This window comes from Pedobacter sp. MR2016-19, from assembly GCF_014947265.1.
In the GTDB taxonomy this organism is placed as follows: domain Bacteria; phylum Bacteroidota; class Bacteroidia; order Sphingobacteriales; family Sphingobacteriaceae; genus Pedobacter.
Genome location: NZ_JADCNK010000003.1, coordinates 15,780 through 37,833, shown reverse-complemented (window position 1 = coordinate 37,833; position 22,054 = coordinate 15,780). Strand labels below are relative to the sequence as shown.

23 protein-coding genes are annotated in these 22,054 nt (G+C 36.5%); 14 read left to right on the top strand and 9 right to left on the bottom strand.

From position 1 onward, the window contains the following. Positions 1 to 246 precede the first annotated feature (246 nt). The 4 genes from IM793_RS04945 (at position 247) to IM793_RS04930 (ending at position 3,313) form a co-directional block, all read left to right on the top strand. Positions 247 to 432 carry a hypothetical protein gene (locus IM793_RS04945; RefSeq protein WP_193420004.1) on the top strand — a complete coding sequence of 62 codons (186 nt, stop codon included), beginning with the start codon at positions 247 to 249 and terminating at the stop codon, positions 430 to 432. A gap of 151 nt (positions 433 to 583) precedes the next feature. Next, positions 584 to 1,561 carry a M28 family peptidase gene (locus tag IM793_RS04940; RefSeq protein ID WP_193420003.1) on the top strand — a complete coding sequence of 326 codons (978 nt, stop codon included), beginning with the start codon at positions 584 to 586 and terminating at the stop codon, positions 1,559 to 1,561. A gap of 178 nt (positions 1,562 to 1,739) precedes the next feature. Then, a complete protein-coding gene (locus tag IM793_RS04935; RefSeq protein WP_193420002.1) occupies positions 1,740 to 2,111 on the top strand; it encodes a BlaI/MecI/CopY family transcriptional regulator in 372 nt (123 codons plus the stop codon). Continuing rightward, the gene (locus tag IM793_RS04930) at positions 2,108 to 3,313 is read left to right on the top strand and encodes a M56 family metallopeptidase (protein WP_193420001.1); all 1,206 of its coding nucleotides are present in this window, start codon (positions 2,108 to 2,110) and stop codon (positions 3,311 to 3,313) included. Before IM793_RS04935 ends, IM793_RS04930 begins: the two co-directional genes overlap by 4 nt. Positions 3,314 to 3,342: 29 nt before the next feature. Here the strand turns inward: IM793_RS04930 and rsmG are convergent, their stop codons facing one another. Together rsmG and IM793_RS04920 are read right to left on the bottom strand one after the other, a co-directional pair. Beyond that, positions 3,343 to 3,978, bottom strand: coding sequence for a 16S rRNA (guanine(527)-N(7))-methyltransferase RsmG (gene rsmG, locus IM793_RS04925; RefSeq protein ID WP_193420000.1), 636 nt, complete (start codon positions 3,976 to 3,978; stop codon positions 3,343 to 3,345). 26 nt (positions 3,979 to 4,004) lie between these two features. Next, the gene (locus IM793_RS04920; protein ID WP_370629760.1) at positions 4,005 to 5,222 is read right to left on the bottom strand and encodes a glycosyltransferase; all 1,218 of its coding nucleotides are present in this window, start codon (positions 5,220 to 5,222) and stop codon (positions 4,005 to 4,007) included. 140 nt (positions 5,223 to 5,362) lie between these two features. On the opposite strand from IM793_RS04920, the gene tgt reads away from it, so the two are divergent. The 6 genes from tgt to IM793_RS04890 all read left to right on the top strand — a co-directional run bounded on the left by tgt (position 5,363) and on the right by IM793_RS04890 (position 14,283). Next, a complete protein-coding gene (gene tgt / locus IM793_RS04915; protein WP_193419999.1) occupies positions 5,363 to 6,493 on the top strand; it encodes a tRNA guanosine(34) transglycosylase Tgt in 1,131 nt (376 codons plus the stop codon). 1 nt (position 6,494) lies between these two features. After that, the gene (locus tag IM793_RS04910; protein WP_121286730.1) at positions 6,495 to 7,598 is read left to right on the top strand and encodes an LptF/LptG family permease; all 1,104 of its coding nucleotides are present in this window, start codon (positions 6,495 to 6,497) and stop codon (positions 7,596 to 7,598) included. A gap of 2 nt (positions 7,599 to 7,600) precedes the next feature. Beyond that, entirely contained in the window at positions 7,601 to 8,479 is an 879-nt protein-coding gene (locus tag IM793_RS04905) for a DMT family transporter (RefSeq protein WP_193419998.1), read from the top strand. Positions 8,480 to 10,645: 2,166 nt separating this feature from the next. Then, complete coding sequence (locus tag IM793_RS04900; RefSeq protein ID WP_193419997.1) at positions 10,646 to 13,450, top strand: hypothetical protein; 2,805 nt, start codon at positions 10,646 to 10,648, stop codon at positions 13,448 to 13,450. Between the two features lie 4 nt (positions 13,451 to 13,454). After that, positions 13,455 to 13,736, top strand: coding sequence for a lipopolysaccharide assembly protein LapA domain-containing protein (locus tag IM793_RS04895; protein WP_193419996.1), 282 nt, complete (start codon positions 13,455 to 13,457; stop codon positions 13,734 to 13,736). A gap of 154 nt (positions 13,737 to 13,890) precedes the next feature. After that, entirely contained in the window at positions 13,891 to 14,283 is a 393-nt protein-coding gene (locus tag IM793_RS04890; RefSeq protein WP_193419995.1) for a GxxExxY protein, read from the top strand. Positions 14,284 to 14,365: 82 nt separating this feature from the next. Here the strand turns inward: IM793_RS04890 and IM793_RS04885 are convergent, their stop codons facing one another. From IM793_RS04885 to ispE, 7 genes are all read right to left on the bottom strand, one after another. Further along, positions 14,366 to 14,662, bottom strand: a complete 297-nt coding sequence (locus IM793_RS04885; RefSeq protein WP_193419994.1) for a hypothetical protein — start codon at positions 14,660 to 14,662, stop codon at positions 14,366 to 14,368. Between the two features lie 66 nt (positions 14,663 to 14,728). After that, on the bottom strand, positions 14,729 to 15,451 hold the full coding sequence (locus IM793_RS04880; RefSeq protein ID WP_193419993.1) for a pirin family protein: 723 nt from the start codon (positions 15,449 to 15,451) through the stop codon (positions 14,729 to 14,731). A gap of 118 nt (positions 15,452 to 15,569) precedes the next feature. Further along, complete coding sequence (locus tag IM793_RS04875) at positions 15,570 to 15,965, bottom strand: DNA alkylation repair protein (RefSeq protein ID WP_370629763.1); 396 nt, start codon at positions 15,963 to 15,965, stop codon at positions 15,570 to 15,572. 345 nt (positions 15,966 to 16,310) lie between these two features. Further along, complete coding sequence (locus IM793_RS04870) at positions 16,311 to 17,072, bottom strand: hypothetical protein (RefSeq protein ID WP_193419992.1); 762 nt, start codon at positions 17,070 to 17,072, stop codon at positions 16,311 to 16,313. 79 nt (positions 17,073 to 17,151) lie between these two features. Then, positions 17,152 to 18,318: a PLP-dependent aspartate aminotransferase family protein gene (locus IM793_RS04865; protein ID WP_193419991.1), complete on the bottom strand. Its 1,167-nt coding sequence runs from the start codon at positions 18,316 to 18,318 to the stop codon at positions 17,152 to 17,154. A 165-nt stretch (positions 18,319 to 18,483) separates the two neighbouring features. Continuing rightward, on the bottom strand, positions 18,484 to 18,900 hold the full coding sequence (locus tag IM793_RS04860) for an OsmC family protein (RefSeq protein ID WP_193419990.1): 417 nt from the start codon (positions 18,898 to 18,900) through the stop codon (positions 18,484 to 18,486). Positions 18,901 to 19,054: 154 nt separating this feature from the next. Then, positions 19,055 to 19,858, bottom strand: a complete 804-nt coding sequence (gene ispE / locus IM793_RS04855; protein ID WP_193419989.1) for a 4-(cytidine 5'-diphospho)-2-C-methyl-D-erythritol kinase — start codon at positions 19,856 to 19,858, stop codon at positions 19,055 to 19,057. Between the two features lie 210 nt (positions 19,859 to 20,068). On the opposite strand from ispE, the gene IM793_RS04850 reads away from it, so the two are divergent. Genes IM793_RS04850 through IM793_RS04835 form a run of 4 tightly spaced genes read left to right on the top strand, consistent with a single transcriptional unit; the run spans position 20,069 to position 21,882 of the window. Continuing rightward, positions 20,069 to 20,863, top strand: coding sequence for a thymidylate synthase (locus IM793_RS04850; RefSeq protein ID WP_193419988.1), 795 nt, complete (start codon positions 20,069 to 20,071; stop codon positions 20,861 to 20,863). Positions 20,864 to 20,883: 20 nt separating this feature from the next. Continuing rightward, positions 20,884 to 21,087 carry a hypothetical protein gene (locus tag IM793_RS04845; RefSeq protein WP_132403862.1) on the top strand — a complete coding sequence of 68 codons (204 nt, stop codon included), beginning with the start codon at positions 20,884 to 20,886 and terminating at the stop codon, positions 21,085 to 21,087. 5 nt (positions 21,088 to 21,092) lie between these two features. Further along, a complete protein-coding gene (locus IM793_RS04840) occupies positions 21,093 to 21,365 on the top strand; it encodes a type II toxin-antitoxin system YafQ family toxin (RefSeq protein WP_193419987.1) in 273 nt (90 codons plus the stop codon). Positions 21,366 to 21,390: 25 nt separating this feature from the next. Continuing rightward, positions 21,391 to 21,882, top strand: a complete 492-nt coding sequence (locus tag IM793_RS04835) for a dihydrofolate reductase (protein WP_193419986.1) — start codon at positions 21,391 to 21,393, stop codon at positions 21,880 to 21,882. Positions 21,883 to 22,054 lie beyond the last annotated feature (172 nt).

The following is a 22,054-nucleotide window of genomic DNA, read 5'->3' as shown; positions in this document are numbered from 1 at the left end:
AAGTCTAAAGCAAACAAATCTATTGTTTCCGTCATTCGATATTTTTATATTTTTTGTCATGCTGAGGTACGAAGCATCTTCAACCTATGAGAAAGATACTTCGTACCTCAGCATGACAACGTTTTCAAGGCTGCCGCAAATAAAAAGTATTCCGTTCCCATCAGGTTTAGAAACGCAATACAGTAAAGCAAACAGCGTTTGAATAGCGTAACGAAAAATGTATATTTGTTAATAACAATAAAAGATATGTTAGCTGCAGTTAAAGGATATTATGAAAAAGGAAAAATAACGCTGAAAGAAAAAGCGCCTGTACAGACCAAAACGGAAGTTATAGTTACCTTTTTAACAGAAGATAAGCCACTTCTTGCTAAAAGGATTCCTGGTGCGTTTAAAGGTAAAATATCAATCCCTGATGATTTTAACGATCTTTAAACCTGCGTTTGACAATTAATTATATTAAAAGATTTCCAATTAAAACTTAAATTTAGATCCGTCACCCTGAATTCATTTCAGGGTCTATATTGCAGGAAAGATGCTGAAATAAATTCAGCATGACGATTCTATCATACTATAACCCTAAGTCATGAAAATCCTATATATCCTTCCTTTAGCAATGATGCTAAGCTGCTGTTCATCAGTAAAAAATAAAACTGGAGCTACAGATTCAGGCAAATTAGATACCCAATTATTAAAAGATGTAGAAGTATTATCATCAGATGCTTATCAAGGTAGAAAAACCGGAACAAAAGGGGCCGAAATGGCCAGGGCATACATTATAGAAAGGTTTCAGAAACTGGGTTTAAAATCCTACCCACAGCATGTAAGCTATGCACAGGAATTTACCTTTAATGGAAGATCTGGCGCAAAAGTGAATGGAACAAATCTAATCGGCTACATTCCTGGTAAAGGAAACAATGTAATTGTTGTTTCGGCACATTACGACCATTTAGGGGTAATTAAAGATGAAGTTTATAATGGTGCTGATGACAATGCATCAGGAACTGCAGGCTTATTAAAAATTGCAGCTTATTTCGCTAAGAACAAGCCGAATAATACGATCATTTTCGCGGCTTTCGATGCGGAAGAAATGGGTTTACAGGGTGCAAAAGCATTTGTAGGTAATCCACCAGTGCCTGTTAATACTATCGCTGTTGATTTAAACATGGATATGATCAGTCATAGTGATAAAGGTGAGCTCTATGTATGTGGAACTTTCAAATATCCTGATTTAAAGAAATATGTAGATACGACTAAAACCAATATCAAATTACTTTTCGGCCACGACGATCCTAAACAAGGTCATGACGACTGGACCAACCAGAGTGATCAAGGCGCATTTAATGCTAAAAATATTCCATTCTTATATTTTGGCGTGGAAGATCACAAAGATTACCATAAAGCTACAGATGAATATTCTACCATCACCAAACCATTTTTCAGTAATGCTGCAAGTGCTGTACTGGATGTGGTAAAAAGTATCGACACACAAACTGGCTTACAACAATTGTTAAAGGATAAAATGATCATGATGGACAATCCAAGAAAGTTGGAAAAATTTTAATAAATTGATTGATATAGATCTAAACCTGCCCTATCCGGCAGGTTTTTTTATGCCTTTACATTCCAACAATAAATTATTCATCTGAATATCAGTAAATTACACAAAAAACTATAAAAATAGTTTGCAAACTATTTTTATAGTAGTAACTTCAATTAACCAAACTATAAAAATAGTTGCTATGATAAAAGAACTCACAAAAGCAGAAGAACAGGTAATGCTCATTCTTTGGGAAATGGGCGAAGCCCTGGTAAAAGATGTTATCGATAAATTGAACGAACCCAAGCCCGCTTACAACACGGTCTCTACAGTAATCAGAGTTTTGGAAGGAAAAGGTTTTGTTGACCATAAGGCCATCGGGAATACACACATCTACTTCCCTATTATTAAAGAAACTGATTATAAAAAGTTTGCAATAGATAAAGTGATGAACAATTACTTTGAAAACTCTTATGAGAGTCTGGTTTCTTTTCTGGTGAAAGAAAAAAGTATGAGTAACGAAGAACTCAATGAAATTATTCAATTGGCAGAGAAACTTAAAAAAAACAAATGATGAGCTGGTTATATTATTTACTCGAAGCAAATCTATACCTTATCCTATTTTTTGGATTTTATAGATTATTGCTCCACAAGGAAACCTTTTACGGATTAAACAGGTATTATCTGATTTTCAGCTCGATACTCGCTTTTATACTTCCATTTTATCAGCTGGGATTTTTAAAAAAGGAAATGGTTTTCAACTATACAGGATATCCCCAGATCGAAGAATCTAAATCATTTTTAAATCTGGAAAATATTCTTTTATTGTTATATCTGGCGATTTCAACAGTTTTAATACTAAAAGTTTTTTGGGGACTAAGGCACATTGCAAAATTAATGCGAAATGCCCGTAAGAATAAAGAAAATGGTATCACATTTATTGAAATCCAAAACTCAAAAATGGCATTTTCATTCTTTAATCTACTCTTTATTGATCCCGATATGAACCAAAAGGCTACGGTATTAAAGCACGAAATGGTTCATATTAAGCAGAAGCATAGTTTTGATATTTTATTATTCGAATTGGTACAGATCTCCAGTTGGTTCAATCCAATCATATATTTTATTAAGAATGACATCAGGCTCATACACGAATACCTTGCTGATGACGCTACCACCAGGACAGATATTGCCAAATACGAATACGCATTATTTCTGATCCAAAATTCTTATGGAAACCAGGAAGTTACGCTTAGCAACCATTTTTTCACTTCATCATTACTAAAAAACAGAATAAGTATGTTAAACCAAAAAAAATCTGCAAAATGGGCCAGGCTCAAATTGTTATTTATCCTTCCGTTAACCGGATTTATGTTATGCCTCTCTACAATGGCATTTACAAAAGATTATGCTACCATCCAATTTGGGCAAAAAAAGGAAAGCTTAACCATCGTTCTTCAGGATACGACCAGGAAAAAAGCTGATAAGAAGAGGTTACCACCGCCTCCGCCTAAAGAACCTAATCAATCAAAATCCAAAAAAGTTAAAGAAATAACGATTAATGAAGTTCCTATTGCTGCAAATCATAAAAAAGAAGCAAGAAGATTACCACCACCACCGCCAGTTGAACCAGGTGCTTTAAAATCAAAAAAGTCTGGTGCTCCAAAAGTTGATCAGATTCGTTTCGCTTCACCTATTGTAAAAAAAGATAAAAAGAACTTACCAGTACCACCACCGCCAGTTGAACCAAAAACTAAAAAAAGTAGTGGTAAATAGTAAAAGATAATATTTTAAGTACAAGATAACTACTGTGGCACGTAAACCACATATTTAGTCTCAAAAAAATCTTCCTCAAAATAAGCTGAAAGTGGGTACAACTCTGCTTTCAGTTTTGATTCTTTGATCTCTTCAGCTAAATCGCCACCTTTTAAATACAAAATCCCATTCGGAATGGCATTTAAGGAGTCTTTTTTAAATTTGCCCTGAATCCATGGATAAAATTCGCCTAAGCGCGTAACAGCTCTCGATACGACAAAGTTAAATTTCTCTTTAATCTGCTCGGCTCTTAAATGGTCGGCTCTTAAATTCTCCAAACCTAATGCCGAAGCCACTTCTTTTACTACTTTAATCTTTTTTCCAATAGAATCTACCAGATAGAATTGCGTTTCGGGAAACAAAATCGCCAATGGGATGCCCGGAAAACCACCACCAGTACCCACATCTAAAACTGATTCGCCAGCTTTAAAATTGCATACTTTAGCTATCCCCAACGAGTGTAATACGTGGCGCTCATATAATTCTTCAATATCTTTTCTCGAAATTACATTGATTTGCGAATTCCAAAAGCTATATAATTCGAACAGTTGTGAAAATTGGGCAATCTGTTTTTCGCTTAAATCAGGGAAATATTTTAAAACGATATCGGGCTTTACATCAGGCATATTGTAATTACTAAAGGATTATTGAATTATTTCCAGTTTACTTTTTTCTTGCCAAATAAGGCTAAAAATCCGTTTAGGGTTAAAAACAGAAACAAAAGTATATCTAAAATCGGGAACCACCAACGCAAATCGCTATAGTTTAAGCGTTTCAGCAATTTTGGATAAATAAAACACCTGATGATGATGCTTAATCCGAGGATTCCTAAAGCGATATATTGCGCCTCGCGACTAAAAAACATACATGCGGCAAAGAAAGCATAGAATAAAAACTGGAAAACAATCTGCAGGCTTAAAATAAACTTATGTTTTGATTTATAGAACTTTCCGGCACCAAAATGACGTTTTTTCTGTCTCAGATAGCCTCGCCAGGTATTATTAGGTTCACTCCAAACATGACTATCACGGTGTAAACGGATTTCGGTATTGTATTTATTGGCATGTGCATTTACAAATAAATCATCATCTCCAGATGGGATATGCATGTGTGCTGCAAAGCCTTTATTTTTGAAAAAAAGCGATTTTTTATAAGCCATATTGCGTCCAACGCCCATATAGGGCATACCTTTTAACGCGAAAGACAAGTAATTTACAGCAGTAAAAAAGGTTTCAAACCTGATCAGTGCATTTAAAAGACTTCTTTTTTTCATGTAAGGAGAATAGCCCAAAACGATTTCCGTATTTTCTTCAGCAGGCTGCTGCATATCCATTAACCAATACTCGGAAGCTGGTGTGCAATCTGCATCAGTAAAAACTAACCAATCATATTTAGCGGCCTTTATTCCCATGGTTACCGCAAATTTTTTACCTGCAATAAATTTATCGTTATCTAAAATCTTAACTACTTTCAGGTTACGGTGTTTCTTCTCTAATTGTTCTAAAAAGTCTTCTGTACCGTCCCAGGAGCGATCATTAACCACCACAATTTCGAACTCCGGATAATTTTGACTTAATAATACAGGCAGATACCGCTCTAAATTCACAATTTCGTTTCTGGCACAAACAATTACACTTAGCGGTTTTTGAGCCGACAAGGGAATCTCTTCGATACCTACATTAGCCAATTTTAAATGAACAAAAAGTACATAGTAAAGCTGCACCAAAAGGCAAAAAGCCAATATCGAGAGCAGAATAATTTCAATCAGGGTTAATATCACGATGTTAAAATAAACAGGCGCAAATTTCTCATTTTTAATCTGTAAATCACTTTTATGTGGATAAAAAATTAAACAAAAATATGCCCTCAATTTTTGCTATTTTTGGCAGATTTTCGACGAGAAAAAACACATATAAACCGCCTGCCATCAAAATAGCAATTCGTTTAATAAAACGGACTTTGATGGCGGTAAACTCCACTTAATAATTGGAGAAAAATAAATAGAAACAGATGAAATTTAGTTTACAGGCTAACGATCCACTATCTAAAGCCAGAGCCGGAACAGTAACAACTGCTCATGGCGAAATACAAACCCCTATTTTTATGCCTGTGGGTACTGCCGGAACGGTAAAAGCCGTGCATCAGCGCGAACTGAAAGACGATATTGATGCTAAAATCATTCTTGGCAATACGTACCATTTATATTTAAGACCAGGATTAGACATTCTTGAAAAAGCTGGCGGATTACATAAATTTATTGGCTGGGATCGTCCAATTTTAACAGATAGTGGCGGCTACCAGGTGTATTCTTTAAGTAAAGTTCGTAAAATTAAGGAGGAAGGTGTTACTTTCCACTCCCATATTGATGGATCGAAACACCTTTTTACTCCTGAATATGCGATGGATATTCAGCGTACCATAGGTGCCGATATTATTATGGCCTTTGATGAGTGTACGCCATACCCATGCGACTATACTTATGCAGCGCAATCAATTAAAATGACACACCGTTGGTTAAAACGCTGTTGCGAACGTTTTGATACAACAGAACCTAAATATGGTTTTGACCAAACGTTATTCCCCATTGTACAAGGTTCGGTGTATAAAGATTTGCGTATAAAATCGGCAGAATTTATTGCCAGCATGAACCGTGAGGGCAATGCCATTGGTGGTTTATCTGTTGGTGAGCCGGCTGAAGAGATGTATGCCATGACAGAAGTGGTATGCAATATATTACCAGAAGAAAAACCACGTTATTTAATGGGTGTGGGCACACCGATCAATATTTTGGAGAATATTGCACTGGGTATCGACATGTTCGATTGTGTAATGCCAACCAGAAATGCCAGAAATGGTATGCTTTTTACCAGAAATGGGATTATCAACATCAGGAATAAAAAATGGGAGAACGATTTTTCTCCATTGGATACAGAGAGCGATCTTCATGCTGATTTAGTAACCAGTAAAGCATATTTAAGACATTTAGTACATAGTAAGGAGATGCTTGGCGCTCAAATTGCTACCTTGCATAATCTGCATTTCTATCTTTGGCTGGTGAAACAAGCCAGGGAAAAGATCATTGCTGGTGAATTTTACGAGTGGAAAAACAAAATGGTTAAAGTATTAGGCAACAAACTATAAAATGAGTCTGTTAAAAGGAAGAATAAAAATCATCGATCAGTATATTATCGGGAAATACCTGGGTACATTTATTTATACCCTGGCCATTTTTGTGATCATTATTGTGGTGTTCGACCTATCTGAAAAGATGGATGATTTTATGAAAAGTGGCTTGAGTTTTTGGGGAATCCTCTCCAAATATTACGCAGGTTCCATTCCTTTTTATGTGAATATGCTTTCACCCCTGATCAATTTTATTGCAGTGATTTTCTTTACCGCAAAAATGGCCGATCAGACTGAAATTGTACCAATTTTAAGTGGCGGGGTGAGTTTTAACCGCTTTTTATTTCCTTACCTGGTATCGGCTACGATTATTTTCTCAGCCAACTTACTTTCAAATCTGTACATCCTTCCTTATACCAATACTTTAAAAAATAGCTTCGAGAATACGTATGTAAAACGTAATGATCCTTCCACAAAATCAAACATCCATATGAAACTGGATGACAAAACCTATATCTATATTGATAATTTCGACAACAAAACGAATTCAGGATACCGGTTTTCTCTGGATAATTTTAGCGGAGATGTGCTGACCAAAAAGATTGTTGCAGAAAATATAAAATGGGATTCGCTTAAACGCAAATGGCAGTTGAGTAACTACTCCATCCGGAAGATTGACGGTCTGAAAGAAACCATGATTTATGGCAATGGAAAGCTTAAAGATACTATTCTGGATATGCGTCCTGATGATTTTTCAGCATATGATAATGTGGTGCAAAATTTAACTACGAAGGAGCTTTCTGATAAGATCAGGAAAGAAAAGATCCGCGGAACAGGCGTAATGAATGACCTTCAGTTTGAAAAATACAAACGTTACTTACACCCGCTTTCCGCTTTCGTACTAACGCTGATTGGCGTGGCACTATCGTCGCGCAAAGTACGCGGAGGGGTCGGTGTATCATTAGGTATAGGAATCTTTATTAGCTTCGCTTATATCGTATTTAATCAGTTCACACAGATGTTTTCGACTAAAGGCGGATTACCTCCCTTTGCTGCTGTTATTATGCCTACATTATTCTTTGGCTTATTAGGTTTTTACCTATTAAGAAAAGCACCAAAATAGCGATGGACAGCACCAAAAAGAATTTACTTATCCTCCATCTTACGGTATTTGTCTGGGGCTTTACAGGCGTGCTTGGCAAGTTAATTTCTATCGATGCAGTACCCATGGTTTGGTACCGGGTATTGATTGCCGCAGCTACACTTTTAGCGTGGTTTTTAATCACCAAAAAGAATATTAAAATAACCAAAAAGCAGTTTATTCAATTCTTTCTAACCGGCGGAATTGTAGCCATTCACTGGATCTTTTTCTTTCATGCCATTAAGGTTTCTACAGTTTCGGTAACCTTGGTATGCCTTTCTTCGTTCACCTTATTTACAGCGATTTTAGAGCCGCTGATCAAAAAACAGCCAATACAAATAGGCGATATTCTGATTGGTTTATTGATCATTCTTGGCATATATATGATCTTTAAATTCGAAGGTCAGTATACCTTAGGAATTATTTTTGGTTTATTAGCAGCAGTGGCATCCAGTCTTTTTTCAACCATAAATTCTACGTTAGTACAAAAAAGTGAACCTTCCATTATCAGTTTTTATGAACTTGTGGGTGCGCTTTTCTGGATCACGCTTTACCGGTTATATGATGGAACACTAATGCACACAGCATTCAATTTAAGTACCAAAAACTGGTTCTATCTTATTCTTCTTGGTACGCTCTGCACATCAGTTGCCTATGTTGCAGGTGTTGCGGTAATGCGAACTTTGTCGGCTTTCAGGGTAGCCTTAATTACAAATCTTGAACCTGTTTACGGCATTGTATTGGCGTTCATTTTCTTTCAGAATAAAGAACAGATGACTGGTGGTTTTTATATCGGTGCAACGATTATTTTAGGCTCGATTTTTCTCTATCCCATTTACAAAAAGAGAAAGAATAAGCTGTAGAACCCTTTTGGTAAACTACACAACAATACTACCTACACCTTTCATCAAAACGGGCCGTAATCTCTACCGGAGCAACGTGAAGTGGAGAGATCTATCAAGCCGAATTTTACTTCATTAAGCATTCGGAAGCTTAACTAATCTGTCTCCACTACCATTAACAGAATCCGATAGAATCGTCGTCATCTCGACTGTAGCGCAGCGAAATGGAGAGATCTATTTAGACAGATTTCTCGACTTCGTTGCACTCCGCTCGAAATGACGATAACCCTAAGGAATTTTTATTTATAGACTCGTTGCTGCATATAAATTACCTGGAAATAGATTCATTTAATCGCTTTATCAACTTCGTTACATGCCATTCGAAATGACGATATCATGCAATATCTAATACCACTTTACTTTACCCCCTATATACTCAAGTCTCCACATCACAACCACATAAGCGAAACTAAAAACATTAAATGCAAGCCAAAATGAATTGGATATTTTTTCATTAATCCATCTATGCAGATTGGAATTTGTCACCAACAAAATGAGGTAACTGATACAAAAGAGAAGCACCTCATAAAGCTAAATAAGCACCATCATACAAACGATTATGCAGCATTTTACTTGTACATAAAAAATCGAAATAAAACCCTATGCTAACGCGTGTAAGACAGCAGAGCTTAACATCCAAAAACAATACCCAAACCAACAGATAAGCATCATAAAACCTCAACAATACCACTCAATAATAGACTAGCAAAAATAACAAATACTCAAACAAAAATCACATCGAAAAAACACCTGTTTAAGATTAAAAAAAAGTACGAAACGAGAGTTATAAAAGAGCTTATAAATACCCAAAAAAGCAGAATAAAATATAACACAAAAAGTATTTAAAAAGCATAATTAATTAAGATTGAAACCCCATAAAAATCGCTTCAAAAATCACCAGCTATACCAATATAAAATCGAGTAAAAACCAGCCCAAAATCCAATTTTTATTCCCAACAAAAAGGTATTAACATTATTGAATCCCGCCAAACTAAATACGCCTAGTTAAAGCAAATACCCGAATGCTAAGGTCTTCAATCAACTTATCAGCATCATATAAAACTATCCTTTTTCGACTGAAAAACTGAGCTTTTAAAAATATAATAATTAGAAAACATATCGAAAAATAGACCTCATCATGTACTCAAGTTTAGCATAAATAGCTTAAAAATCCCTAAAATTTGACCAATTCCCAGTCCTAAAAAAATAATACAAAAACCAATCAAAAAGCGCCATTAAACAACAAATAAAGCAGTTTTAGCTTAAAAATAATTTTTTCAAAAAAAAGAGATCCAAAAGCCCTTTACCTGAGAATATCGCAAGGAAATCGCATTATCCAGTCAAAAACCCGGAGTTTTAAGGCCCAAAAACATTAAAAAAATATACAAATCGGGATACCTGAAGTTAAATTCAGACAAAAATTTTAGTGTTAAAACCTTGGTTCAAGCCATAATAAACTGAGTTTTTAAATGCTAAACTACAACATCCGGAACCACCTGGATTTGGAAATCGCAAGTTGTGAAAGTTAAATCCGGGCCTAATGACGAAAAATCAGTCTGAATTACGCGATAAAAATTAAAGACATTTTGTCATAAAAAAAATCATTACCCTATAAAACCGAATTTTAAATCGGCATCAATTTATACATTAAGCGGCATAAATCTCCAGAGTCTACGGCTCTAAAAATCTAATTTCAGACTGGGAATAAATCAATTTTACGATAATGGTTATTCTCTACATAAGCAAATAAACCGGGGCAATTCTTAACTCTTATAAATCATAAGGAAGGATTCAGAAATTAACAAGACTCAGGCTCAATTCTCACGACAGAAACCTCATTCTAAAATTCATACTAAAATTTAAAAAGCGGCAAAAATTTTCAAGGAAAATCGATTAATAAGTGTAAATTAAATCAATAAATTACTATTGATAAAAAATATGATGAAGCGCCTAAATCTGAAGTAAAATCAAGTTAAAAACCACAATAAAATCAACATTTAATGAATTTACATAAATTTCATTAATATTTATAAATCAGTATTTTATGATAATAAATATAAATTAAAAATTTACGTTTAAGAATACCTTTAAAATTTAAAAAACTAAATATTTTAGCAAAGATTTTAGATGAATTTAAAAAAAGCAAACAAAAAACTAATTATCAAGTATTTAAGTGCAATTACTTTAAATTTTATTTCACCATCCGTTTTTGGGCAAATTTTCAGCACTGCACAAAACCCACTTAGTGTAAAATGGAACTACATTTCATCGGGAGGCTTTAAAATCATCTATCCTGAAGAACTGGAGAAAGAAGCCCAAAGGATGGCCAACACCCTACCCCATATCTACACCAAGATTGGCTTGGGTTTGAGGCAACAAAAAACCACTATCCCACTCCTATTACAGAACCGCGGAACGGTTGCAAACGGCTTTGTTCAGCTGGGTCCGAAGAAGTCTGAATTTTATGCTACACCACCCCAGTTTTTCGACAGTCAGGATTGGCTGAACAACCTCGCTGTACATGAGCTTAGACACATCGCACAGTTTGACAAATTGACAGGAACACAAGCACACCCATTCCCAGAACTTGTTTACTTTGCCTACTTTGGTGCAGGCATACCTATCTGGTTTTTCGAAGGCGATGCGGTGGTTAACGAAACGGCGCTGACCTATTCGGGCAGGGGCCGACAGCCAAACTGGATCATGCCTTACCGGACCTCAATTTTGGAAGGCAAAAAATTCAGCTACAGCAAAGCCTATTTTGGTTCGAACAAAGATGTGACGCCAGGCTACTACCAAACCGGATATTTGATGGTAGCAGACATGAAAGAAAAATACGGTCAGTTTATTTCCGATAGCTTACTTGGCGACATTAGAAAAAGACCGATGAGGCCTTACCCCTTTTCAAAAAGCTTAAAAAAATATACCGGGGAAAATACACGACAATATTTTCTAGCTACCCAAAATAAGCTTGCTGGAAAATGGAAAATACAGGAAGAAAAATCAGCTTCAGAAAACTATGAAAGTTTAAATAAAAAAACATCGTTGGCCACGAATTATTTCTTACCAGTTAGGATCAACAAAAACCAGATTTTAGCACTTAAAGAAAGCAAGGCAGATGCCCGTTATTTTGTCCTGATAAACGAAGATAAAACGGAGCAAAAATTATTCGGAATAGGTTACCAGGAACAGCCCTGGTTCAGCTTAAAAAATGACTTACTGGTTTGGGATGAAATCCGTTACGATCCGAGATACAAACAGCGCAGTTATAGCGTAATCTGTTCATATAATTTAAAGACGAAAAAATTCAATAAGCTAAGCAGCAAAAGCAGGCTCTTCTCCCCTAGCCTTTCTGAAAACGGAGAGAAAATTATTGCAGCCAAAGTTGAACTCAATAACCAATTCAATTTGGTAGAGATCGATGCCGCTTCAGGAAAAACATTAAAGACTTATCCAAATCCAGACAATGAAATACTGCAGACACCAGCTTTCGATAAAACCGGAAATAAGATTGCTTATATCAGCGTAACTGAAAAAGGAAAAAGCTTGTGGCTGATAGATGGAGAGAAAAAATCAGCATTGATTTCTAACAGCAGACAACAGCTCAGTCGCCCGGTTTTTATTAACGGTAAAATTGCTTTCAATGCGCACTTCAATGGCATCGATAATATTTATTGGATTGATCCTGTTTCTAAAAAAATCACGACACTCAGCGCATCTAAGTACGGCACCTTTAACCCTACCGAAACCAGTGATGGAAAAATCATTTTTAACGATTACAAAATCAACGGTTATGAAATTGCTGAAACCAGCATTACCGAAAAACCTGTAGGTGAAAATAACTTTGTAGATTTTTCGGCCGCTGCAGAAAAGCAGGAAAATGTCGGGAATGTTTTCGACAAAATACCGGATAGCATTTACCAATCTAAACGTTACCACCAAGCTTTAAATCTTTTCAGCATCCACAGCATTATTCCGGTAATTGATAACGAATACATTTTTGGTTTAGAACTGCAATCGAACAACCTGCTTAACACTATGGACTTTTATTCGGGTGCAAAATACCACCGCGATTTAAAACGTTTCGAATACACAGCTGACATTAGCTATAAAGCGCTCTATCCGGTGTTCAGTGTATTATACCGCAACCGCCCGAAAAGAACGTTCTACAGAGCTAAAAATGCGATACAACAAGGCGATTGGAGAGAGAACTATATCAAGCTTAACGCATCGGTTCCGCTATCGTTTAATATGCGTAATGAGAACTATGCTTTTACACTAAACGCGGCAACGAGTTTTACGCAAAGGTACATGCCGGAAAACATGCCAACCGGTTTTATACAGGAGCTTAAATTTCCGATGGAATACAACTTTACTTTCAACCATAGTGTGCGCACTACTGAAAGAGATATTGCACCCAAGTGGGCGCAAGTGTTCAGGGTAACTTACAACCACCAACCTTTCGATAAAAATTTAGGGGGAGAAATTTTAGCGCTCGAAAGCTTCCTTTACTTTCCAGGCTTTGCAAAAAATCATTCCTTCCTGGCTAGCTTCAATTATCAAAAAGCAAGTGGTGTAAACCAGTATGCAACAGAGATTGCAACCGTGTATGGATATAACAACATCTTAGCAAAAAGCAAACTGCAGAACAGCTTACTTTTCAACTACCGCTTTCCATTTGCCTTTCCCGATTGGGAGTTGGGTCCGCTGGCTTACATAAGGAATTTCAGGGCAGGTTTATTTTGCCACTATGAGAACATCGGCAAGGGCACCACATTTAACGATCCGAAAACTTATGGGGTAGAATTGAACACGAGCGTAAACATTTTACGCTATCAACCTGTTGTAGATTTAGGAGCGAGATTGGTTTTTGTCAACCAGATTTACAATCAAAATCCGATATTAGAGTTTTCATTTAATTATAGCTTTTAAAACCATGAGCGCAAAAACAATTTCGATTATTATTTTGACCGCATTGCTGACCATATTTTTGATGGTAAATACCGAACCCGTAGATTTCAATTTTTTGGTTATCACGGTTCCGGTATCTAAACTTTTGGTTATCGGTGTTTGCATTATCATTGGTTTTATTATTGGCTTTGTAGTGGGTCGTCCGCGGAAAACAGTAAGCAGTTACGATGATGAGATTGAGAGAAATCAACCTTCGATTGAAAAGAAAAATACCTTAAGCGACGAGGACAGAGATTACATTAGTTAGAGCCAGGATTAAATAGGATTATTCGATTCCAGGATCATGGCGCTTCAGAATTTCAGTACCATAGTGTTTCAGTGTTATTGTATTTTAGGATTATATAGTTTATCTTAGTTCACAAGAGAATCCTTATTTCTTACATAAAATTTTATTTATTATGATGAAATATGGTGATTTAACAGGCCGCATTATTGGCTGTGCAATGAAAGTTCATTCGTTTCTAGGCTCAGGTTTTCAAGAAAAGATTTATCAAAAAGCCTTGGGTATCGAAATGCGGATAGAAAAATTATCCTACAATGAAGAAATGACGATGAATATTTTTTATCGTGATATTAAAATTGGGTATAGAAGGGTAGATTTTTTTGTTGAAAATACGATTATGTTAGAATTGAAAGCTGTATCAGAATTAAATGATGCACATCTTGCGCAAGCGATTAACTATCTTGAAGCATATAAACTTCCCGTAGGATTATTGATCAATTTTGGAAGCAGGAGCCTAACTTTTAAAAGAGTTTATAATACTAAGCATCCGGATAACAAGAGCCAGGATTAATGTGATTTAAGGAAAGATTTATGTGCTGATAAGAAGTAAATTCTATGAGCCCTGATCTTGAAATCCTATCATCTTAAAAATCCTAGCTCATCGCTGTCATGATTTCCCCATACAATAACCCACTTCCCCCGCCATAGTGCTGGATAATTTTTAATTCTGGTTTAAGCTCAGTTAGTTTTTCTCTCAATGCTTTTTCACATATTGCATCAATACCGTTTCCCAGCAGCACCAAATCTATTTCATGTGTTTGGCAAATCTCGATAGCTTCATCATCCGTGCATACACAGATACCTTTCCACTCTGGCCTGGCATTCAACAGGCGGTTCATTACCGTCGTAATTTCAGTATCTCTTCCGATATAAAGTATGGCAGTTTGCATAGTTCTTTACATAAATAAACCTCGCAGGTTTTTGTACCCTGCGAGGTTTGGTTAAATTATTTTAGTTTAGTTTAATTCCATCGGAACATCCATCAATAAAACCTCTGCATCTGCATTATTGGCTTTAAAACTAATGCTATCGGTATCCCAGATACCTAATCCATCTCTTTTGCTCAGCACTTGTCCGTTTATGGTTACTTCTCCATTGATGATGAAAGCATACACACCATTCCCTGCTTTTTTGATTTTGTATTCAGTTTCAAATCCGGCATCGAATTTACCTAATGAGAACCAGGCATCCTGGTGAATCCAGACACCGGCATCATCCGCATTTGGCGATAAAATCTGTTGAAAATTATTATGCCTCGCCGCAACATCCAATGTTTGCTGATCGTAACGTGGTGTAACGTTTTTCTTGTTAGGGAACAACCATATCTGCAATAAATTTAATTGCTCGTCTGCATTTGCATTAAACTCGCTATGGCTCACACCAGTTCCGGCACTCATTACCTGGATTTCTCCATTTTTAATTGTGGCCGAATTACCCATACTATCCTTGTGTGCAATTGCACCAGCCAATGGAATGGTAATAATTTCCATGTTATCATGTGGGTGAGCGCCAAAGCCCATTCCACCATCAATCAAGTCATCATTTAAAACCCTTAAAACTCCGAAGTGCATCCTTTCAGGATTGTAGTAGTTTGCAAAACTGAATGAGTGATGTGCATTTAACCAGCCATGATTAGCATGACCGCGGGTGTTTTCTTTGTGCAAAATGAACTGTGACATAAATTTCCTTTCTTATTTATGATACAAAGTTAATACAGTATTGCTTGCTGTGCATTGATGTAGGGTAAGAAGTGAGGGCGGGGAGCGATTGGCGGAGAGCGCCAAGCGTTTGATAAGGCTAAGGATTAACTTTCGCCAATACAGCATTGCTGTTTAATTTCCTCAGCGCATCTAAAGCTACCCAATTTGCTTTTTTATTGTTCTGTGCCAGAATATTGTTTGCAGTTTGGATGGCCTGCCCATGCAGGAATGCATTACGCTTGCCAATTTGCCTTAACGCCCAGTTAATGAAATTTTTAACAAAATTCCGGTTGTCATAAGCTTCTCTTTCAATAATCGGAAGAAAAGCAAGAAAAGTTTCGTTCGCTTCTTTTTTAAGATGAACGGCAGCCTCGGCCATTAACACAAAACCGGTACGTTTTCCAAATTCTGCTTCGGCCGCTGCAAACTCAAAAACCTTCGACTTAAAATAAGGCGTTTTAACGAAAAGATTTTCACAAGCCTGATCACATATCCCATGAACTGAAATCTTTCACCCAGGCGTTTATTTACATCTCTTTTACTTGTTTATAATCGCCGATGAATGCAGCTAAAAGACGGGCTTCGTGAAATCCGGTTTCCCAGAGCAGTAAAGACAGCTCCTGATTTTACCGATCTGTTTACCCAGCTTACGAATATTGGGCACTCGGATACCAAAAGCCTTTGAAATATCGATTCCTAAATCGGCCATCTTTTTTAAATATTCAGGTTCGCTGATTGATTCTAGTTCAGAAAGAATAAAAGAAACGTCATTCATGTTTGATCTTCAATTCGCCAATCCCGATCATCGGTAAAGTACCAATGAAATTAAAAAGAATTATTACTTAAATTTTTCATTAAGGATGCTATCCATTAAAACGATATTCTTTTGAGGATCATTTTTGTACAATTTGAAATCGCCCTGCATCACTTTATATTCCTTTGTTTTAGCATAATTTTTCTGCTGAATGCTATCAATTTTTGCCCCCTCAGCCCTACTAAAAACAAGCATTTGCATGTTAAATGTTTGCTTAACCTCCGTTTTCTTGCCAGACATCGCTTCCATTGAAACTCCTTTAGAATAATCGATTTGTATACGCCTGTCTTTGGCAGACCACTCGTAAAAAACGTCTTCAGTAGTTTGTGGCCTAAAAGTTGGCTTACCAAATTGTTTCTCTAACTGCTTAACAAACTCGTTGTAAACCGTATCAGATTTAATTTCTGCATCGGCTAAAATCGCTACAGTTTTATTATTGTGTGTTAAAAAAGCGATCCTATTAAAGTATATGTTCTGATAATAGGCAATACTATCAATAATCTTACTATAATACGCTTTACCATAAAATGAATCTTTGCCATTCCAGGCATCTAACTTATAAGCAACCGGATAGTCGAAAGGCATTGAATAGCCTTTTTTAAGGTAATCCGGATCATTATTCACATTTGAGTCTATTTTGGATTTTAAAAATTCAATTGGTTTTTCTTTGAAATCAATTTTTTCCAGATTCAACCCTTCTTTTTCCTTAAGGGCTGAAGCATTTTTATCATTTTGATTGCAAGAAAATAAAACTGTACTCAATAATAGTAGAAGAAAGCTTTTCATAAAGTTATTTCAAATTAAAATATCCAGTTGATACACAAACCATGAACAAATATTTATGATTTTCCCCATCAAAAAAACTTTAAGCTAATGCCTGCTCAATATCAGCTAAAATATCGTTGATATGCTCCAAACCTATTGATAAACGAATTGAACCTTGTTCAATCCCAACTTCATTACGTTGCTCTTCGGTAAGTTTGCTGTGTGTACTCGTAGCCGGGTGTGTTGCAATAGAACGCGTATCAGCCAAATTTGCGGAAATAGAGAACATTTGCAGACCATCCATAAATTTACGTGCCGCATCTATACCACCTTCAACCACAATGGTTACAATGCCACCACCTTGTTTCATTTGCTTTTTGGCAATATCGTATTGAGGGTGTGATGGTAAAAACGGATATTTCACCAGTTTAATTTTCGGATGTTTTTCTAAATATTCGGCAACCTTTAAAGCATTTTCGCAATGACGATCCATACGGATGGCCAAGGTTTCTAGACTCTTAGATAAAATCCATGCGTTAAAAGGCGATAAGGCCGGGCCACTATGACGGGCAAAACCAATTACATCTGCAATTAAATCTTTGGGCCCTAAAATTACACCACCCAAAACACGCCCTTGCCCATCAATATATTTAGTAGCTGAATGGATTGAAATATGCGCACCATATTTAATCGGCTGTTGCAGATATGGTGTAGCAAAGCAATTATCTACAACAAGTAATATATTATGTTTTTTAGCCAAATTGCCCAAAAATTCAAGATCAATAATATCAATACCAGGATTAGATGGAGTTTCTACAAAAATCATTTTAGTGTTCGGCTTAATCAAAGCCTCCCAATCCTGCGGTTTATCTAAATCGGCATAATCGAAAGTTACACCCCAGTTAGAAAAAACATTAGTTAATAATTGGTGCGTAGAACCAAAAACCGAACGGCTTGATACCAGGTGGTCGCCATTTTTCAAAAATGCACCAAATGTGGTGAAAATCGCAGCCATACCTGTTGCAGTAGCAAAACCATCTTCGGCACCTTCTAAAAGGCACATTTTCTCGATGAACTCGGATGTATTTGGATTTGAATAACGACTGTATACATTTCCCTCCTTTTCATTCGCAAACAAAGCACGCATTTCTTCTGCATCTTCAAACTTATAACTCGAAGTAAGGTAAATTGGTGATGAATGCTCTTTGTGTAAACTGCGTTCGGTTTGCGTGCGTATAGCTATGGTTTCAAAATTTTCGGATTTCATTTTTAAGTATCAAGATTTGGGTATCAAGGGATGGGTATCAAGATTTGAGTATCAAGTATCAAGATGTAGTGTGAGAATAAAGTCGTCATCATAAATTTTAAGATTTGCTTCTCGATACTTGCTACTTGTTACTTTATACTTCTCTATTTTATCCTCCCAGCCTTGTTATTTATTTATTTTGTAAGTAAAATTAATTGTTGCTGAACGGCCCAAAATATTCGATACCGAGCAATATTTATCGAAGGTCATTTGTAGTGCACGTTCTACCTTTTGAGTGCTTAAATCACCAAATAAATCAAAGTGAATATCGATTACATCAAAAATCGGTGGCATTTCTTCCTCTTTTCTGGTAGCATTTATAGCGATTTTAATATCACCTAGTGGTTCCTTCTGCTTGGTTAATACATTTACCATATCAATACCACTGCAGCCGCCTAATCCAATCAGTAACATCTCCATCGGTCTGAAACCTTTTCCTTCACCCCCAATGGCAGCTTTTGCATCCAACTCTACAGTAAAACCGCTCTCGTTTTCTGCTTCAAAATTAAATTTACCGCTCTTGCGGATCAGATTTATGTTCATATTAATCGTATCGAGATGTCAGATTTGAGATATTAGATATGAGACATTTCAAACGCCTTAAACCTTCTATCTTCCAACCTTCTACCTTAATTTAAATTTATTATTTAATACCCTAACATTTTGCTTTTCGAACACCATGCGCCATGCGCTCAGCTTAAATACCATAAAATACTAAGTTATTTTTTTCCAGTTCGGGCAATTTAACCGGATGGTTAAAAATTGCAAAAACCGACGAACCGCTACCACTCATTAAAGCGAATGTTGCGCCTGCATCGTATAAACTGGTTTTTATTTGACGAATTTGGGGATACTTTGCGAAGACCGATGGTTCGAAATCGTTGATAACCTTATTTTTCCATGTTGTTGGACACAAATGTATAATTTCTTTTAACGATTGCAAAGGTTTTTGCGGTTTTACATGCGCATAAGCATCGGCCGTACTTACATGTACAGGCGGTTTTACCAAAACTTTAAACCAGGCTGACAAATCTACTTCGCACTTTTCAAATTCGTCTCCTTTATTAAAGGCGTAAACAGGTCTGTTTTCGATAAAGAAAGCACAGTCGGCACCTAATTGACGAGCATAACCTTCCATTTTATCAACAGACATTTCCAAACTGAATTTATCATTTAGCAGTCTGATCAGAAAAGCACAATCTGCTGACCCACCGCCCAAGCCCGCTCCCACAGGAATATTTTTCAGCAAATTGATCTGCTGTGCAGGGATATCAAAATCTTTTTTTACCAATTGGTAGGCTTTAAAACAGAGGTTATCGTTAGGATCGCCGGGAATATCGATGCCGTGAATTTTGCAAGAGGTTGCCTCCGCATCAGTAATTTCGACCGCATCTTTAATATTGATCGGGTAAAAAACGGTTTCAAGGTTGTGGTAACCATCAGATCGTTTTTCGGTGATATTTAAACCTAAGTTTATTTTTGCGTTGGGAAAAGATAGCATTTTAGTTCTTAGTCGTGAGTCTTAAGTCCTGAGTCCATGGTGCCGAAACCAGCAACCGTCTCATGTTGCAAACATACAAATTTTATGTAGGTCCCGGCTTCACGCCGGAACTACACAACGGAATTACACCCAACCGATGTTAACAATTAAACAATAAAATGATTTACAACACCTGATAAATTTTAGATATTTGTAAATTATCAGAACAGTATGAAACAATATTTAGATTTAATGCAGCATGTGCTGAATCATGGCGCTCAAAAGCACGACCGTACCGGTACTGGAACAATAAGTGTTTTTGGTTATCAGATGCGTTTTAACCTTGAGGAAGGTTTTCCAATGGTTACAACAAAAAAGCTGCACTTAAAATCTATTATTCACGAGCTGATCTGGTTTTTAACCGGCGATACAAATATCAAATACCTGAAAGATAATGGTGTACGTATCTGGGACGAATGGGCAGATGAAAACGGCAACCTCGGACCGGTTTACGGTTCGCAATGGAGAAGCTGGCCAACACCAGACGGGCAGCATATTGATCAGATTACCAATATGATCAACACGATCAAAAACAATCCCGATTCGCGCAGAATTATTGTTTCAGCGTGGAATGTTGCCGAAATCGAAAATATGGCCTTGCCCCCTTGTCATGCCTTTTTTCAATTCTACGTGGCCGATGGGAAGTTAAGTTGCCAATTATATCAACGAAGCGCCGATATTTTCTTGGGTGTTCCTTTCAACATTGCATCTTACGCATTACTAACTATGATGGTGGCACAGGTTTGCGGTTTACAAGCCGGAGATTTTATCCACACCCTTGGCGATGCCCATTTATACAATAACCATATCGAACAGGCCAATCTTCAATTAAGTCGCGAACCGAAACCACTTCCAACCATGAAAATCAATCCAGAGGTAAAAAGCATTTTTGATTTTAAATTTGAGGATTTTACATTGGAGAACTACGAAGCGCATCCGCATATTAAAGGTGTTGTTGCTGTTTAACAGAATTAGTATATTTGTATATGGAAACTTTTTCAATCAGTGTACCAGAAAAAAAAAGCAGTTTAGTTAAACAGCTCTTACAAGAGTTGGGGGTTATCATTAATACTGATACGGAGAAAAAACCGAATAAAACTACAATTGCGTCAATGAAAAAAACAAGCAAAGGTGAAGAATTGACAAAATCATCTAGTCATTTGGATTTGATGCAAAAGCTTAACTCATAATATTTATGTACGATATATCTTTTTCAAATCAATTTAAAAAAGATTATAAACGTTGCATAAAACGCAATTACGATATTTCTCTTTTAGAGGTAGTTCTTAAAACCTTAAGAGAAAATGGGAAACTACCTCCAAAATACAAACCACATATTTTAAGTTGGGATTATGATGGCTTTTGGGAGTGCCATATAAAAGGGGATTGGTTGATGACCTGGCTTCAGGACGATACTAAAAGAGAAATCTACCTGGATAGGTTGGGAACTCATTCTGATCTATTTTAAACTACTCCATAATTCACCGTTACTAATGAATAATATTTCTATCGCCGTAGCCATTGGCGAAAACTTCGCAATTGGCAAAAACAACCAGCTTTTATGGCACATGCCAGCCGATTTAAAGTTTTTTAAACAAACGACTTCTGGCCATACGGTTATAATGGGCCGTAAAACGTTCGATTCTGTAGGCAGACCATTACCGAACCGCAGGAATATTGTAATTACAAGAGATACTGAATTAAAAATTGAAGGCGTTGAAGTGGTAAATAGCTTAGATGAAGCTTTAGCAATCACCAAAACAGAAGAAAAACCAGTATTCATTGTTGGCGGAGCGGAGATTTACAGACAGGCATTACCTAAAACGCAGACGCTTTATTTAACCACTATTCATCATAATTTTGACGCGGATACTTTTTTCCCGGAAGTAGACCGGAAAGAATGGAAAGTGATTAGCAGCGAACCCCACAAGGCGGACGAAAAAAACAAGTACGATTATACTTTTGAGGTTTTAGAAAGGGTTTAGCGACTAAAATATCTTCTTTTAGGGTCGTCTCCCTGAATTCATTTCAGGGTCTATCTTATAAGAAAGATTCTGAAATAAATTCAGCATGACGATCTCGTTAGGAATAAAGCCAAATATTAATCATGTAGTGAATTGAACTGGGGCGACTACTATTTCTACTTGAATAGTGCTT

Bases quoted from the DNA above. Each gene is read 5' to 3' on its own strand.
- IM793_RS04840 (WP_193419987.1), top strand. From the start codon at position 21,093: ATGTACGATATATCTTTTTCAAATCAATTTAAAAAAGATTATAAACGT.
- IM793_RS04850 (WP_193419988.1), top strand. From the start codon at position 20,069: ATGAAACAATATTTAGATTTAATGCAGCATGTGCTGAATCATGGCGCT.
- ispE (WP_193419989.1), bottom strand. From the start codon at position 19,858: ATGCTATCTTTTCCCAACGCAAAAATAAACTTAGGTTTAAATATCACC.
- IM793_RS04870 (WP_193419992.1), bottom strand. From the start codon at position 17,072: ATGAAAAGCTTTCTTCTACTATTATTGAGTACAGTTTTATTTTCTTGC.
- IM793_RS04910 (WP_121286730.1), top strand. From the start codon at position 6,495: ATGAGTCTGTTAAAAGGAAGAATAAAAATCATCGATCAGTATATTATC.
- IM793_RS04940 (WP_193420003.1), top strand. From the start codon at position 584: ATGAAAATCCTATATATCCTTCCTTTAGCAATGATGCTAAGCTGCTGT.
- IM793_RS04845 (WP_132403862.1), top strand. From the start codon at position 20,884: ATGGAAACTTTTTCAATCAGTGTACCAGAAAAAAAAAGCAGTTTAGTT.
- IM793_RS04885 (WP_193419994.1), bottom strand. From the start codon at position 14,662: ATGCAAACTGCCATACTTTATATCGGAAGAGATACTGAAATTACGACG.
- IM793_RS04865 (WP_193419991.1), bottom strand. From the start codon at position 18,318: ATGAAATCCGAAAATTTTGAAACCATAGCTATACGCACGCAAACCGAA.
- IM793_RS04895 (WP_193419996.1), top strand. From the start codon at position 13,455: ATGAGCGCAAAAACAATTTCGATTATTATTTTGACCGCATTGCTGACC.
- rsmG (WP_193420000.1), bottom strand. From the start codon at position 3,978: ATGCCTGATGTAAAGCCCGATATCGTTTTAAAATATTTCCCTGATTTA.
- IM793_RS04880 (WP_193419993.1), bottom strand. From the start codon at position 15,451: ATGTCACAGTTCATTTTGCACAAAGAAAACACCCGCGGTCATGCTAAT.
- IM793_RS04905 (WP_193419998.1), top strand. From the start codon at position 7,601: ATGGACAGCACCAAAAAGAATTTACTTATCCTCCATCTTACGGTATTT.
- IM793_RS04945 (WP_193420004.1), top strand. From the start codon at position 247: ATGTTAGCTGCAGTTAAAGGATATTATGAAAAAGGAAAAATAACGCTG.
- IM793_RS04860 (WP_193419990.1), bottom strand. From the start codon at position 18,900: ATGAACATAAATCTGATCCGCAAGAGCGGTAAATTTAATTTTGAAGCA.
- IM793_RS04900 (WP_193419997.1), top strand. From the start codon at position 10,646: ATGAATTTAAAAAAAGCAAACAAAAAACTAATTATCAAGTATTTAAGT.
- IM793_RS04835 (WP_193419986.1), top strand. From the start codon at position 21,391: ATGAATAATATTTCTATCGCCGTAGCCATTGGCGAAAACTTCGCAATT.
- IM793_RS04890 (WP_193419995.1), top strand. From the start codon at position 13,891: ATGAAATATGGTGATTTAACAGGCCGCATTATTGGCTGTGCAATGAAA.
- IM793_RS04935 (WP_193420002.1), top strand. From the start codon at position 1,740: ATGATAAAAGAACTCACAAAAGCAGAAGAACAGGTAATGCTCATTCTT.
- IM793_RS04930 (WP_193420001.1), top strand. From the start codon at position 2,108: ATGATGAGCTGGTTATATTATTTACTCGAAGCAAATCTATACCTTATC.
- tgt (WP_193419999.1), top strand. From the start codon at position 5,363: ATGAAATTTAGTTTACAGGCTAACGATCCACTATCTAAAGCCAGAGCC.